The 14,060-nt window shown below is 68.1% G+C and carries 13 protein-coding genes; 10 read left to right on the forward strand and 3 right to left on the reverse strand.

All coding sequences use genetic code 11. The annotated features are described in order from the left end of the window. The first annotated feature begins 3 nt into the window (after positions 1-3). The 6 genes from VPA02S_RS21925 (at position 4) to VPA02S_RS21950 (ending at position 9,566) form a co-directional block, all read left to right on the forward strand. Entirely contained in the window at positions 4-1,185 is a 1,182-nt protein-coding gene (locus tag VPA02S_RS21925) for a CaiB/BaiF CoA transferase family protein (protein WP_062365595.1), read from the forward strand. Further along, positions 1,182-1,940, forward strand: a complete 759-nt coding sequence (locus VPA02S_RS21930; protein ID WP_062365596.1) for an enoyl-CoA hydratase — start codon at positions 1,182-1,184, stop codon at positions 1,938-1,940. The genes VPA02S_RS21925 and VPA02S_RS21930 overlap by 4 nt, the downstream gene beginning before the upstream one ends. 137 nt (positions 1,941-2,077) lie before the next feature. Continuing rightward, complete coding sequence (locus VPA02S_RS21935; RefSeq protein WP_155736630.1) at positions 2,078-3,007, forward strand: class I SAM-dependent methyltransferase; 930 nt, start codon at positions 2,078-2,080, stop codon at positions 3,005-3,007. Positions 3,008-3,476: 469 nt separating this feature from the next. Further along, positions 3,477-4,778 carry an HlyD family secretion protein gene (locus VPA02S_RS21940; RefSeq protein ID WP_062365597.1) on the forward strand — a complete coding sequence of 434 codons (1,302 nt, stop codon included), beginning with the start codon at positions 3,477-3,479 and terminating at the stop codon, positions 4,776-4,778. Between the two features lie 43 nt (positions 4,779-4,821). Next, positions 4,822-6,171 (forward strand): hypothetical protein, encoded by a 1,350-nt coding sequence (locus VPA02S_RS21945; protein WP_018906773.1) that lies wholly within the window; start codon positions 4,822-4,824, stop codon positions 6,169-6,171. After that, entirely contained in the window at positions 6,159-9,566 is a 3,408-nt protein-coding gene (locus VPA02S_RS21950; protein WP_062365598.1) for an efflux transporter outer membrane subunit, read from the forward strand. Before VPA02S_RS21945 ends, VPA02S_RS21950 begins: the two co-directional genes overlap by 13 nt. 21 nt (positions 9,567-9,587) lie before the next feature. Here the strand turns inward: VPA02S_RS21950 and VPA02S_RS21955 are convergent, their stop codons facing one another. Beyond that, complete coding sequence (locus VPA02S_RS21955) at positions 9,588-9,869, reverse strand: HU family DNA-binding protein (RefSeq protein WP_015867040.1); 282 nt, start codon at positions 9,867-9,869, stop codon at positions 9,588-9,590. Between the two features lie 316 nt (positions 9,870-10,185). Between VPA02S_RS21955 and VPA02S_RS32020 the strand changes: the two genes are divergently transcribed. Genes VPA02S_RS32020 through VPA02S_RS21970 form a run of 4 tightly spaced genes read left to right on the forward strand, consistent with a single transcriptional unit; the run spans position 10,186 to position 11,316 of the window. Next, entirely contained in the window at positions 10,186-10,326 is a 141-nt protein-coding gene (locus tag VPA02S_RS32020) for a hypothetical protein (protein WP_169804846.1), read from the forward strand. Between the two features lie 4 nt (positions 10,327-10,330). After that, a complete protein-coding gene (locus tag VPA02S_RS21960; protein WP_244883713.1) occupies positions 10,331-10,792 on the forward strand; it encodes a hypothetical protein in 462 nt (153 codons plus the stop codon). Then, the gene (locus VPA02S_RS21965) at positions 10,785-11,030 is read left to right on the forward strand and encodes a hypothetical protein (RefSeq protein WP_062365599.1); all 246 of its coding nucleotides are present in this window, start codon (positions 10,785-10,787) and stop codon (positions 11,028-11,030) included. The genes VPA02S_RS21960 and VPA02S_RS21965 overlap by 8 nt, the downstream gene beginning before the upstream one ends. A 28-nt stretch (positions 11,031-11,058) precedes the next feature. Beyond that, on the forward strand, positions 11,059-11,316 hold the full coding sequence (locus tag VPA02S_RS21970) for a hypothetical protein (RefSeq protein ID WP_018906777.1): 258 nt from the start codon (positions 11,059-11,061) through the stop codon (positions 11,314-11,316). A gap of 38 nt (positions 11,317-11,354) precedes the next feature. Here the strand turns inward: VPA02S_RS21970 and VPA02S_RS21975 are convergent, their stop codons facing one another. Together VPA02S_RS21975 and VPA02S_RS21980 are read right to left on the reverse strand one after the other, a co-directional pair. Then, the gene (locus VPA02S_RS21975; protein ID WP_062366014.1) at positions 11,355-13,364 is read right to left on the reverse strand and encodes an AsmA family protein; all 2,010 of its coding nucleotides are present in this window, start codon (positions 13,362-13,364) and stop codon (positions 11,355-11,357) included. Between the two features lie 189 nt (positions 13,365-13,553). Beyond that, complete coding sequence (locus VPA02S_RS21980; RefSeq protein WP_015867034.1) at positions 13,554-14,000, reverse strand: universal stress protein; 447 nt, start codon at positions 13,998-14,000, stop codon at positions 13,554-13,556. Between the last annotated feature and the right edge of the window lie 60 nt (positions 14,001-14,060).

Consider the following 14,060-nt stretch of genomic DNA (forward strand, 5'->3'; position numbering starts at 1 on the left):
AAAATGAACCACGCGCGACAACTGCCGCTGCAGGGCATCCGGGTGCTGGACGTGAGCCAGGTCATGGCCGGGCCGTTCGCCTGCATGCTGCTGGCCGACCTGGGCGCCGACGTGATCAAGGTCGAGCCGCCGGGCGGCGACCAGACCCGCGGCGCCATGGGCTTCAAGATGAAGGGGCCGGACAGCATGGGCTTCCTGAACATGAACCGCAACAAGCGCTCGCTGACGCTGGACCTCAAGAACGAGGAGGACCGCGCGTCCTTCTACAAGCTGGCCCGGACCGCCGATGTGATCGTCGAGAACTACCGTCCCGGCGCGGTGCAGCGCCTGGGCATCGACTACGAGTCGATCAAAAAGATCCACCCGAAGATCGTGTACGTCAGCATCTCCGGCTTCGGCCAGAGCGGCCCCTGGGCCGAGCGGCCGGGCTTCGACCTGATGGCGCAGGCCATGTCCGGCGTGATGAGCGTGACCGGCTACCCCGGCGAGAAGCCGGTCAAGGCCGGCGTGCCGGTGGCCGACATCGGCTGCGCGCTGTTTGCCACCTATGCGCTGCTCGCGGCCTACATCGGCGCGCAGAAGTCGGGCGTGGGCCAGCACATCGACGCCTCGCTGTTCGACGCGGCCATGGCCTTCTCGGTCTGGGACATGTCCGCGTACTGGGGCACGGGCGTGCCGCCGGCGCCGCTGGGCACCAGCAACAAGATGAGCGCGCCCTACCAGGCGGTCAAGGCGCGCGACGGCTACTTCGTGATGGGCGCGACCAACCAGAAGCTCTGGACCCGGCTGTGCGAACTGCTGCAGCGGCCGGACCTCGCCGCGCACCCGGACTACGCGAGCGTGTCGCAGCGCCTGAAGCACCGCGAGGCGCTGATCGAGGCGCTCGAACGGGAGTTCGGCCAGCGCGACAGCGCCGACTGGATCGACGCCATGCTGGCCGCCGGCATCCCGGCCGGCCCCATCCTGTCGTATCCGGAGGCCTTCGAGGGCGAGCACGGCAGGCACCGCCGCATGTGCATGGAGATCGACCATCCGATCGAGGGCAAGGTCAAGAACATCGGCTTTCCGGTCAAGCTGCTGGGTACGCCGCAGCAGGTGCGCCGGCATCCGCCGCTGCTGGGCGAGCACAACGAGGAAATCCTGGCCGAGATCAACACGCCAGCCGGCGCGGCGGAGGCCTTGTGAGTTCAGCTGAATGCGTGCAGCTCCGCGTTCACGCCTCGGGCGTGGCCGAGATCGTGATCCATCGCCCCGAACGCCACAACGCGATGACGCGGGAGATGTACGAGGCGCTGCTCGAGCGCATCGGCGCGTGCGCGCGCAACCCGGCGGTACGCAGCGTGCTGTTCAAGGGGGCGGGCGGCAAGTCCTTCATCGCGGGCACGGACATCGCCCATTTCAAGGGCTTTCGCGGCGGCCGCGACGGCATCGCCTACGAAGCCTTCGTGGAGCGCGTCATCGATGCGGTCGAGCGCATCGCGGTACCCACTGTGGCCGTGATCGACGGCTGGGCCGTGGGCGGCGGCCTGGCCCTGGCCACGGCCTGCGATTTCCGGGTCTGCAGCGACGCCTCGCGCTTCGGCGCGCCGATTGCGGGAACGCTGTCCAACACCTTGTCGTCGCGCAACATCGCGCGGCTGCAGGCCGCCCTGGGCGTGCCGCGGGTCAAGCGGATGCTGCTGCTGGCCGACCACCTGACGGCCGAGGAAACGCTGGCCTGCGGCTATGTGCACGCCGTCTGCACGGCGGGCGAACTCGATGCCGCTGCGCATGCGCTGGCAGTGCGGCTCATGGCGCTGTCGCCGGTCACGCACAAGGCCGTGAAGGAGAGCATCCGCCGCCTCGTCGTCGAGCAGCGGCTGGACGACGATGACCTGGTCGAGGAGGTGTATGGCAGCCAGGCATTTCGCGACGGTGTGGCCGCTTTCATTGGCCGATGACGGCGAATATCGATGCCTGATATCACCCAAATGGGGTAACCAGCAGGTCAGTTTTTAAATCACGCAGCTTGTAAACGTATTAAAAAAGCTAACAGCGGATTCGAAAGTCATGTAATTCTTAAGCATAACTTGTCTCGATGCCGGCCCAGATTTTTGAAGGATTCAAGATGATTGGAGACATCTTATTGCCACACGCGAGCTTGAAACGCTCGGGTGCTTACTTCGAATCGGGACTCGAACGCAAAACCGACGCCATTACCGCCAATGCCACTTATTTTGGAAATGCGCAGTGGGCGCAGGAATATCTGGATTTCTGCCACCGCGATGCGCATTTCAGGAGCCGGTGGCTCGCGGCTGCCGGCGACTGGACCGACAAGGTGGTCATCGACCTGGGCTGCGGGCCGGGCAACATCTTTGCCACCCTCGGCGGCAAGCCGCGGCTGCTGATCGGCGTGGACGTGGCGCCCGGCTCGCTGGAGCTGGCGGCCAAGCTGGGCTACACGGCGGTGCTGGCCGATGCGGCCTACACCCCTTTTCGCTCGCAGGTGGCGGACATCGTTGCCATCAATGCGTCGCTGCACCACTGCGACGACATGGCCGCCGTGCTGCGCGAGGGGGCGCGGCTGGTGAAGCCGCATGGCCTCCTGGTCACCGACCATGATCCGCAGCTCACCGCCTGGGATTACAAGGGCCTTGCCAAGCTGATGTGGGATGCGCGGCTGTGGGTCTACCGGGCGATCGGGCATGGCTTCCACAAGACCGGCAGCCAGCAGTCGTGGGGGCTGCGGACCGAGGTCCATCACCAGCCGGGCGACGGGGTCACGAAGGAATTCTTCCATTCGACGCTGGAACCGCTGGGCTTCGAGGTGAGCGTCTACCCGCACAACCACCAGATCGGCGCCGATGCGCTGCGCGGCGTGGTGGGGCCGGCGAAATGGAAATACCGGCTGGGCAACATGCTGTCCGGCCGGCGGCCCTCGTCGCCTACGAGCGCGCTGTCGCTGATGTGCGTGGCAAGGCGCCGCGGCGATCCCGCAGCGGCTGTGGCGGCGGTCCCGGACCGCTGATCCCGAGGTTCTCACACCCGGTTAGCACCGCGAAGCCGCCCGGAGCGCGGCGCAGACACGATCGGTATCGTTACCGAATCTTCCTTTTGCCCACTTGCCGACGGCTGCGCGTTCAAATGCCGGAGGGCCCGGCGAACCGCGCTTTGGCGTGCCCCGCTGAGGGCTTCCCAGGGGAAACCCGAGCCTCGCATCAGTCCGCATGCCTGATGCGGCCTTTTGTGGTCAATGGCGCGCTATCCGACGCCAATGTAGGACTTTTACCCGACCATCGGTGTTGCCGGAATGTGAATTCAGCACATCTTGTTTCGCACCGAAGCAGTCCTGACCAGGGTTTCGACGTACCTTGATATTGCACCGCAACATGCGGACGCAGGCCTGTGGCTTGGCGTCGGCTTGCTGCGGGCGGTCTTTCAATCTTGGTGTCGCGCCGCTTGTGGGCGGCGCTACGTGGTTCTCACGAGAGGTGGCTATGCGTGTGTCAAAACCGGATTCGGTTCTCTTTTCTCTTCGCCAGCGGCGCATCGCTGGCGCCGCGAGCGCTCGCGCCCTGGGCCGGAACGGCCGGCGAAGGCAATCGGGCGCCTTCGTTCCCAAGCTGGCGGCCTATGCGCTGCTGGCCTTCGTGCTGTGGCTGATGATTGCCACGCTGGTCCAGCCGCTGCTGTCTTCGCAGGCCACCCGCGCCGTCCTGCAGGCGCCGGTGGGGCTGATCACTTCGCCGATCAACGGCGTGGTGTCGCAGATGGTGGTGCATGCGCGCGACAAGGTGGAGCCCGGCACCATCGTGGCCACGGTGCGCAACCCGACCGTGAGCCAGGAAATCCTCACCACCCTGAGGTCGCAGCGCCTGTCGCTGCAAAGCCAGCTGGCCCAGCTCGGCAACCAGTACAAGTCCGACAACCAGGAGATGCGGTCCGTCGGGCAGGAAGCCGGCGTGCACCGCGAGGCCTCGCTGGCGCAGGCCTGGGAGGCCTGGCAGATCGCCCGGCGCCAGCGCGACGTGGCGCACAGCGTGGTGGAAGAGCAGGAGAACAAGGTCCGCACCAACCAGGCGCTGCTGGAGCAGGGCGCGATCAGCGAGCAGGTGATGAACGCCTCGATGGCGCAGCTGAACACGGCGCGCGCCAATGCCGCGGTGGCGGAACAGTCCTTCGCGGGTCAGGCCCAGACGGTGGCGAGCGCCGGGCAGGGTGCCTTCGTGGGCACCGGCGGCAGCAACCTGTTCCAGACGCTCGCCAGCCGCCGCGAGGCGCTGCGCAACAGCGTCGGGCGCGCCCAGCAGGACGCCACCGCCATCTTCAAGCAGCTCAAGGAGGTCCGCGACCTCGAGGAAGAGGAGCGCCGCCGGGTGGAGAAGCTCTCCTTCTATGAAATCAAGGCGTCCCAGGCCGGGCAGGTCCACTCCGTGCTCGCACCCGAAGGCGCGTATGTCACGGCAGGTGCCTCGCTGGTGCGGGTGACCGATTGCAGCCGGCTCGGCGTGGTGGCGGTGTTCCCGGCGCGCGTGGCCAAGCGGCTGGGCATCGGCTCCGTGCTCGACGTGAAGCTCGACGATTCCGCCAAGTCGATGCCGGCGCGCGTGGAGCAGCTGCTGCCCGTGGCCTCGGATGCGCTGCAGAGCACCTACAGCGTGCCGTTCCCGTATGCCGAGCAGGGCTCCATCTACGCCGTGGCCCGCATCGAAGGCAAGGAGCCGCAGGAGGCTCCGCCGGACGGCGGCAGCAACATGTGCGCGCCCGGCAAGGTGGTGTCGGCCAGCCTCAGGTCCTGAGCGCAGGCGCCAATGCACCCCTTGCATGCATCGGAACAGAACCATGTCGGTCTTCCCGTTTTCCCGGCCCCTGGCGTCCTGCCTTGCCGCATCGATGGCACTGGCCTTGCCGCTGTCCGCAGCGCTCGCCCAGCCGTCTGCGGGCCGGCCGCCCGGCCCGCAAGCCGCCAGCGCCACCCAGCAAACGCTGGCGCGGCAAAGCTGCGAGGGGCTGCGGCGCGCGGTGGCGGAGGACCAGAAGGGCGCGGCTTCCGGACCGCTGTTCCTGGCCAGCTACCGCGTCGCCGACCCGAAGCAGGGCACGCCGCTGGAACCTGCATTGGCGGGCGCCGCCTTCACCTATGACAACGCGCTCGCGGGCATCGCGCTCCTGGCCTGCGGCGACGCAGCCTCGGCCCGGCGCATCGGCGACGCGGTGGTGCGCGCGATGGAGCGCGACCCGAACACGGCCGACGGGCGCGTTCGCAACGCCTACCGCGCCGGCCCGATGACCGAGGAAAAGGCCGCGCTGCCGGGGCGTTGGGATGCGGCCAAGAACCAGTGGATCGCCGATGCCTACCAGGTGAGCACGGCCACCGGCAACGTGGCCTGGGCCGCCTTGCTGCTGCTGAACCTGAACGAGGCCGAGCCTTCGCCCGCCTACCTGGCGGGCGCGCGCCGGCTGCTCGGCTGGATCGAGCAGCGCACCCGCGCGCGCAACGCCCCCGACGGCTACAACGGCGGCTGGTACGGCTGGGACAACGCGCAGCGCGCCCAGACCTGGAAATCCACCGAGCACAACATCGACATCGCGGTGGCGGCCGCCTGGGCGGCGAAGAGCGCCGGCGGCGAGGCCGAAGCCGAACGCCGGCAGGCGCGCACCGCGCTCGAATTCGTCAGCCGCATGTGGAACGCATCGGAGCAGCGCTTCAACATCGGCACCAAGGAAGACGGCGCCACCATCGCCACGGATGGCTCCGGCCTGGATGCCCAGCTGTGGCCGCTGCTGGCGGCGCCCGAGGGTTCCTGCCCCTGGATGCGCGGGCTCGACTGGGTGGAGAAGCACCATCGCTTCGGCGAAGGCTACGGCTTCTCGCGCAGCCCCGACGGCATCTGGACCGAGGGCACCGCCCAGGCCGCCGCCACGCTGGTGGCGCGCAAGGGCGCGGCGCCCGAAGCCCTGTGGCAGCTGCTGGCCTCGCAGCGCGCCGGCAACGGCCTGTACTACGCCACCCCCAGTGCCCGCATATCGACGGGGCTGGCCATCGGCCCCGACTCGACCGGCGCCGACTTCTTCTACTACCGCTGGCCACACTTGGGCGCGACTGCCTGGATCGCGCTGGCCGCCACGGGGTTCAACCCCTTCACCGGCAAGACCGCCGCAACAGGAGCTACGTCACCATGTCCCACCTGATCGCCACACCGGAGTTCCAGCTCAACGCACTCGTCGCGGGCCTGGCCCTCCTCCTGATGACGTGGGGGCGGATCGACCGCACCTCCCACCGCGTGCTGTTCGGCGCGCTGACCGCGCTGCTGCTGATGCGCTATGCCGTCTGGCGCGTGGTTGCGACCATGCCGCCGTCGGACCTGGGCTTCGAGACCCTGTTCGCCTGGGTGTTCCTGTGCTTCGAGCTCACGGCCATCGTCTACACGCTGATGTCCATCCACATGCTGGTGCGGCGGCGCGACAACCACCAGCTGGCCGACCGCGGCGAAGCCCTGCTGCGCGGCCGCGGTGCGCAGGTGCCGGCCGTGGACGTGTTCATCTGCACGTACAACGAGGATCTGGCGGTGCTGGAGAAGACCGTCATTGCCGCGCAGGCCATCGACTACCCGAACCTGAACGTGTGGGTGCTCGACGACACCCGTCGCGACTGGCTGCGCGAGTATTGCGAACGCAAGGGCGTGCACTACGCGCGCCGGCCCGACAACAGCCATGCCAAGGCCGGCAACCTCAACAACGGCCTGCGGCTGTCGGCGGGCGTGACCAATGCGCCCTACATCCTGGTGCTCGATGCCGACTTCGCGCCGCAGCGCCAGATCGTCTACCGCATGCTGGGCCTGTTCGCGGACCGCAAGGTCGGGCTGGTGCAGACGCCGCAGTTCTATTACAACGCCGACCCCATCCAGCACAACCTGCGCGCCACCGACAGCTGGGTCGACGAGCAGCGCGTGTTCTTCGACGTGCTGCAGCCGGCCAAGGATGCCGCCGACTCGGCCTTCTGCGTGGGCACTTCCTTCATCGTGCGGCGCGACCTGATCACCGCCGCGGGCGGCTTTCCGGTGGGCAGCGTGTGCGAGGACATCCACACCACCTACCTGCTGCTGCGCCACGGCCACATCACGCGCTGGCTCGGCGAGCGGCTGTCGAACGGCCTGTCGGCCGAGAGCATCATCGACTACATCAACCAGCGCAGCCGCTGGTGCCTGGGCACGGTGCAGCTCGCGCTGCTGCCCAACGGCCCGCTGCGCGGCCGGGGCTTCAGTTTCTCGGCGCGGATGCACTTCCTGCACGGGCTGCTGCACTGGCTCGGCAAGCCGTTCATGGCCATGGTCATGCTGGCGCCGGCGCTCTACTGGTATGCCGGAGTGTCGGTGTTCCATGCCACGCCGCAGGCCTTTGCCTCCTTCGGGCTGCCGCCGCTCCTCATGTTCTGGGCCTACAGCTACTGGATCAGCGGGCGGCGCTGCCTGCCCGTGTTCAGCGAGGTGAGCCAGCTGGTGGCGGCCATGGCCGTCACCAGCACGCTGGCCAGCGCCATGCTGCGGCCCTTCGGGCGGCCCTTCAAGGTGACGAACAAGGGGCTGGACCGCACCAAGACCGTCGTGCACTGGAAGCTGGTCGCGATGTTCGGCGGGCTTCTGCTGGCGCTGCAGCTCGGCGGCGCGTCGGTCGCGCTGAGCGGCGAGGCGCTCACGCCTGGCGACGAGCTCAATCTGGTGTGGACCGGTATCGCACTGCTGCTGTGCCTGGCCGCGCTCATGGCCTGCGTCGACCTGCCGCGGCCGGAGCAGGAAGAGCGCTTCCCCTGGCGTGCGCGCACCCGGGTGCGCACCGCGGCGGGCGAGGGCGAATCGCGCTTCGTCAACATCGCGGCCGATGGCGCGCTGCTGGAGGCCAAGGCCCTGCTGAAACGCCTGCGCGTGGGACAGCCGCTGGAGGTCTACGTCGACCCGGTGGGATGGCTTCCGGCCCGCCTGGCCGCCAGGAGTTCCGCGGGCGCCGAGCTGCGCTTTGCCGGGACCGAGGCTCAGCGAGAGCAATTGGTGAGCCACGTGTTCAACGTGCCGCCGAGCCACGTCGCGGTCCAGGTGCGGCCATGGAAGGCCGCCTCGGCCTTGCTGGCGAGCGCGGGCTTCGGATCTCCCGGCGCCGGCTTCGTGCGCCTGTCCCTGCGGCTGCTGCTGCTGGTGCTGGCGACCTGCGTGGTTCTGGTGGTGAGCGGATGCAATCTCACGCCGCCGCTCAAGCAGCCCGACCTGACGGTGCCTTCGCAATGGCCGGCCGGCACGACGGCGCCGAACGCGGAACCCGTCGACTGGCGCAGCTTCGTGCAGGACGACGAACTGCGCGGGCTCATCACCACCGCCCTCGCGCAGAACCGCGACCTGCGCGCCTATGCCGCGCGTGCCCGCGAAGCCCGGGCCGTGTATGCCGGCAGCCGCGCCTCGCTGTTTCCGCAGATCGGGCTGTCGGGCCATGCGCAGCGGGCGCAGACCACCCCGCAGGGCTCGCTCAGCCCGCTGGGCAACATTCCGACCGACGGCCGGACATCGAACAGCTTCGACATCCAGGCCGGCGTGACCTCGTACGAGCTCGACTTCTTCGGCCGCCAGCAGAGCGCGACCCAGCAGACCGGCTCGCTGGCCGAGGCGGGCAACAAGGACTTTGCGGCCGCCCACATGAACCTGGTGGGAGAGGTGTCGAATGCCTACCTCACGCTGCGCGCCGACCGCGCCCTGCTCGCGCTGGCCAATGCCAACGAGTCCGGCCTGGCCGCCAATGCCGACATGATCGGGCGCGCCAAGGCGGCGGGCGGTGCGGCGCAGCTGGACGTGTACCGCGCGCAGTCGCTGCTGCAGAACGCCCGCGTCAAGCAGGAAGAATTCCGCATGCGCGTCGCGCAGGATCTCCAGTGGCTGAACGTGCTGGTCGGCCAGCCGGTGTCGCCCGACACGGGCAGCGCACGGCCGTGGCCGGAGCGCTCCACTGCGCAGGTGGCGGCCGGCCTGCCGTCCAGCCTGCTGCAGCGCCGGCCCGACCTGCTGGCGGCCTATTCGCGCGTCGAGGCGGCCAATTCGGGCGTGGGCGCGGCCAAGGCCGCGATGCTGCCGACCATCTCGCTCACCGCGCTCGCGGGCGGAGTGAGCCGGGAGCTGTCGACGCTGCTGAGCAGCGGCAACAGCAGCTGGGCCGGGGTGCTGGGGGTGTCGCTGCCGCTGTTCGACTGGGGCCGCCGCTCGGCCAACATCACGGCCAACGAGGAGCGGCTGGCAGCGGCCATGGCGTCCTATGAAAGTGCCGCGCAGATGGCATTCCGAGAAACCGCCAACGCCCTGATCGCCGACGACCACCTGCGCCCGCAGCTGGAAGCGCAGCAGGCCCGCGTGCAGGCGCTGGAGAAGGTGGCGAGCATTGCGCGTACGCGCTTCCGCAGTGGCCTGGAAGACTATTTTGCGAGCCAGGACGCCCAGCGCGAGCTCTATGCCGAGCAGCAGCAGCTGATCGAGCTGCAGCTCAAGGAGGCCGTGAACAGGGTCAACCTCTACAAGGCGCTGGGCGGAGGGTGGCAGGGCGCACAGGCCTGAGCCGCCGCCCCCCGGGGACGGTCAGCCGACCTGGTTGATGGCGTCCTTCAGCGCCTTGCCGGCCGCGAATTTCGCGCTCTTGCTCGCCTTGATCGTGATCTGCTCGCCGGTCGACGGATTGCGGCCGGTGCGCTCGGCACGGTCGGCCACGCTGAAGGTGCCAAAGCCGATCAGCTGCACCGTCTCCCCACGCACCAGGGCGCGCGAGAGTTGTTCGAGCGCCGAGTCGAAGGCGCGGCCGGCGTCGGCCTTGCTGAGGTTGGTGTCTTCTGCAATGGCGGCGATGAGTTCGGTCTTGTTCAAAACAGGAATTCCTTTCGATAGAACATTTGTGAAAACCACGGAGGGTCGTACCCGAGTTTGACCGAATGCGGCGGCCGGATTCCCGCCCGGGCCTGCAGATGTGCTTCTAAATCTGCACACCTGTGACGGATGTCCGCTTCGCGCATTCGTGAAGTACTGGGCAGAACGGAGGGCTGGTTACGGTTTCTCACGTAAACCAAAGCCGATCGTGAAGCATTTCCTGTCTAAATGTTAGTAATTCACATATCTTGTCGCCTCGCTGATGGCCACGGCGCCATCTGAAGCAGCGCCAGGCAATTTCAACCAAGGAGTCCGCATGAAAAAAACAGCCGCCACCGTGATCTTCTCGTTTGCGATGACCTTGCTCCTGAGCGCCTGCGTTGTGGCGGACCCGGGGCCAGGCCCGGGCAAGGGCGGCTTCTGCCCTCCTGGGCAAGCCAAGAAGGGCAACTGCTGACCCGGTGTTCCCGGACCGCAGGCCCGACCCCGGCCGGGAACACCAAGCCGCCACCTCCATGACATCTGCACCCACGCTCCGCCAGAACCGGATCGCGCTGGTGGACTCCGACGCCCTGCAACGCCTGTGCACCGGCAGTTCGCTGAAAGCCATCGGCCTCGACCACGCCTCCTTCGCGCATCTTCATGGCCTGATCGACGCCGCCCGCGAAGGCCGGCGCTTCGATGCCATTCTTCTTGGACTGCACGCGGATGCAGCGCCGGTCGTGGCGCTCATTGCCGACGCGTGGAGCGCGCTCGGCCAGCGCGTTCACGTGTTCTTCATGGCGCATCCGACCGAGCTGCCCCATGCGCGGGAGGCGCTGTCGCGGTCGGCTGTCAGCGGATGGCGTTCGCAGATGATCCTTTCCCCCGCGAGCGATGCCGATTTGCGCGCCGCCTTCCACGGCAAGGGATTCCATGCGTAGTCCGTTCCTCGCAGACCCGAGTCCGGACGAGCCGCCGGCACCGCCCGGGCGGCCGGCCTGGCTGGCCCTGCTGCCCGTGCTCCTGTATGCCCTGGCGACCATTTCCTTCCTGGCCATCGCCATGCGGGTGCCGAACATCGTTGCCGCGGCGCTGTTCGTGACCGCGGCCGTCGTGTCGCTCGGGGCGGGCGTCATTCTTGGCTTGAGCCTGTGGCTCTTCCCGGAGCTTCCGCGCTAGTGCTCCTCTGCCGACTCGGACGACAACGATGAGCAAGCCCCCACCGTCGATCTTCCGCATCCAGGACTGGCGCGGAACCTTGGTTGCCGCGCTGGTCGGCCTCCTGATCGTGATGGCCGTGGTCATGAAGTGGCTGGTCGAATTCCAGGTTTCGGCGGCGCAGGAACGCCGATCGCTCGAGGCGCTTGCCCGCCGGGCCGAGGCGCACTGCTTCGGACTCGCAACGCATCGCGCCACGCAGGCCTGCCTGGCGCAGCGGGCGGTCCAGGCCAAGCTTTCAAAATAGAAAGAAAGCCCCGCGCGGGCAGCGGGCCCGCGGCGCCGCTAGCGTGCCCCGGGCTGCTTGCCAGCCTTCGGCTTCTGGCGCGCGGCCGCCTCCAGCGGCGCGCATTGCGCGAACTCCTGCGAGCCCATGTTCAAGAGCGGCAGCAGCGCGGCGGCGGGCGCCACCGCACCCAGCGCAATCGCGGAACCCAGCTTGAGCGCCACGGCACCCTTGTCGACGCCGACGTCGGGGTTCTTGAACGTGCCCTGGACGTACAGCGGCGAGCGCAGCGAAAGAACGCGCAGCGCCTTGTTGCGCGGCTGGATCTCCAGCGCGAGCTGTTCCTTGGAAAGATCGATGAGCCCGCTCACGTTGACGACCGATTCGTCCGTGTCCAGCACGAAGGAGCGCGTCTGCATGACGCCCTGCGTCACCTTGAAATCGCTCGCCAGGCAGTTCAGCTGGACCTGCCTGTCGCCGAACAGCTGGGTCGCCACCACGCTGCCGATGTTCAGTCCCATGGCCTCGAGCAGGAACTTGCTCACCGTGCCCTTGCTCACCAGCGCCTTCACCTCGCCGTTCGAAGTGCCCAGCAGGGCCGCGACGGAGTTGCCGGAGGCGGACAGCGCCGCGTCGCCGCCGACTTCGCCCAGGCTGGCCTGCAGGGTGTCGAGCGTCGGGAAGAGTTCCTTGATCCGGAGCCGGCGCGCCGACAGCTGCAGGTTGGCGCGGATCGGGTCCTGCCGGCCGTCGAGCTTGACCGTGGCGGCCACGGTGCCGCCTGCCACGCCAAAGCTCAACGGCGTGAGCGAGAGCACGCTGTCCTTCAGGTGAAGATCCGCCACCAGGCTGTCGATGGGCAGGTCCTTCGCGTGGAAGATCTTGCGGCCGGCAAACTTGACGTCCGCATCGATGCTGCCCCAGCTTGCGGTATCGAACTTCTCCACCGGCAGCACCTTGCCCGCCGGTTGGACGGCCGGGGCGCCCCGCTTGGCCTTGCTCGCGTTCGAATCGGCGCCGATCAAGGGCGCCAGGTCTTCCAGCCGCAGCTGGTTGGACTGCACCTGGCCGCGCAGCAGCGGCCGCGGCTGCTGCGAGACGTACTCCAGCGTGCCCGCAATGTCGCTGGCACCCACGCGGCCCTTGAAGTTCTCGTACAGCCAGCGCCCGCCGGCCTTGTCGAGCTTGCCGACCAGATGGCCTTCGGTGCTGAACGGCGGCGTATTGGGCAGCGTGATGCCGGTGATGGGATACAGGTGCGCCATGCTCGCGCCCGACAGCTTGAGCCGCAGGTCCAGCGCGGCCAGCGCGTCGGGCTTGGTCAGCGTGCCGGCGATGTCGATGCGCGTGGCACCCACCTGCACGCCGGCCTGCAAGGGGTAGGGCTTGGTGTCCTGCTGCAGCGAGAGCACGGCGCCGGCCTTGCCGCTTCCCTGCACCGGCGTCTGGCGGAAGGTGCCGCCGAGCTTCCAGCCGATGCCGTAGCCTTCGGCGCTTTCCGCGGGCAGGCTGTCGATGTCGACCTTGAGATCGAGCCTTGCCGTTGCATCGGCCAGCTTCACCGTGCCCTGGCTCAGCACCAGCCGCTGCAGGTCGAGCTTCCAGCTCGAGGGCTCCGCGCCGCCGCCGGCGGCCAGCGTCCAGTTGTTCTTGCCGTCCGCGGTGCGTTCGAGCGAAAGAACGGGGCCGGCGAGCTCGAGCGTGGGAATGCGGATCGTGTGGTTCAGCAGGGGCAGCGGGTTCAGCGAGAAGGTCAGCTGCCGGATCTCGGCCAGGTGCGGACCGGTCTTGCCCCAGTCGGCATTGCCCAGCGTGATGTCCTGTGCGCTCAGCCTCGGCCAGGGCACCCAGCGGCGCCAGCCCGTTTCGGCTTCGGGGCTCGACCACTGCAGCGCCAGGTCGCCGCGGATCGCGAACGGGCGGCCGGTTGCTTCGCTCACGCGCTGGTTGATCCAGGGCCGGGCGCGGTTCCAGTCGAAGCTCAACAGGACCGCGATGCACAGCGCCGCGAGGGCCGACAGCAGAAGCAGGCCCCAGCCCACGGCGCGGGGAAACATCGATGATTTCATTTTCACTCCCTTGAAGCGGCCCTTGCGCAATGCAGCCATTGCAGGGCACTGTACCTTCCGCAGCCCTGCGCGAGCTGCGGATGGCAGTCAGGGAGTGAGTCGCACCAGGAGCGGCGCGTTCACGAGGAGCGGCCGATGCCGGTGCCCGGCCGTGAAAAATTTCACCTCGGGCGCACTTCGATCAGGCTTCTATCGCAGCACCAGCACCGGAATGTGCGAGTGGGTCAGCACATGCAGCGTCTCGCTGCCCATCAGCAGCCGCGCCAGGCTGCGCCGGCCGTGCGAGGCCATCACGATCAGGTCGCACTGCTGGTTCTTGGCCGTGGCGATGATGGCTTCGGCCACCTGGTTCGACTTCATGACGATGGCCTGCGCGCTGCGCACGCCCCGGGCGATGGCGGCGCTCCTGACCGCATCGACCAGGCGCTGCGCGGATTGCTCCACCTGTTCTTGCGAGGCTTCGATCTCGCGCTGGTTCAGCACCATCGAGCCTTCGAAATAGCCATAAGGCTGGATGTGCGCGACAGTGACGCTCACCAGTTCGGCACCCGCCAGCAGCGCCAGGTCGATGGCAGTGGCAACCGCCTGCTCGGAGAGCGAAGAGCCATCGGTGGGGACGAGGATGCGCTTGTACATGGCCGACTCCTTGGCCCCCGGCACTGCGGGTGCCTTCGCATTCCAGTCTAGTTCGCGGGC

Source organism: Variovorax paradoxus NBRC 15149 (assembly GCF_001591365.1).
GTDB lineage: Bacteria > Pseudomonadota > Gammaproteobacteria > Burkholderiales > Burkholderiaceae_C > Variovorax > Variovorax paradoxus.

What these genes read in the sequence shown, in the direction of transcription:
- VPA02S_RS21925 (WP_062365595.1), top strand. Translation starts at nt 4, where the DNA reads ATGAACCACGCGCGACAACTGCCGCTGCAGGGCATCCGGGTGCTGGAC.
- VPA02S_RS21935 (WP_155736630.1), top strand. Translation starts at nt 2,078, where the DNA reads ATGCCGGCCCAGATTTTTGAAGGATTCAAGATGATTGGAGACATCTTA.
- VPA02S_RS21940 (WP_062365597.1), top strand. Translation starts at nt 3,477, where the DNA reads ATGCGTGTGTCAAAACCGGATTCGGTTCTCTTTTCTCTTCGCCAGCGG.
- VPA02S_RS21945 (WP_018906773.1), top strand. Translation starts at nt 4,822, where the DNA reads ATGTCGGTCTTCCCGTTTTCCCGGCCCCTGGCGTCCTGCCTTGCCGCA.
- VPA02S_RS21950 (WP_062365598.1), top strand. Translation starts at nt 6,159, where the DNA reads ATGTCCCACCTGATCGCCACACCGGAGTTCCAGCTCAACGCACTCGTC.
- VPA02S_RS32020 (WP_169804846.1), top strand. Translation starts at nt 10,186, where the DNA reads ATGAAAAAAACAGCCGCCACCGTGATCTTCTCGTTTGCGATGACCTTG.
- VPA02S_RS21965 (WP_062365599.1), top strand. Translation starts at nt 10,785, where the DNA reads ATGCGTAGTCCGTTCCTCGCAGACCCGAGTCCGGACGAGCCGCCGGCA.
- VPA02S_RS21970 (WP_018906777.1), top strand. Translation starts at nt 11,059, where the DNA reads ATGAGCAAGCCCCCACCGTCGATCTTCCGCATCCAGGACTGGCGCGGA.
- VPA02S_RS21975 (WP_062366014.1), bottom strand. Translation starts at nt 13,364, where the DNA reads ATGAAATCATCGATGTTTCCCCGCGCCGTGGGCTGGGGCCTGCTTCTG.
- VPA02S_RS21980 (WP_015867034.1), bottom strand. Translation starts at nt 14,000, where the DNA reads ATGTACAAGCGCATCCTCGTCCCCACCGATGGCTCTTCGCTCTCCGAG.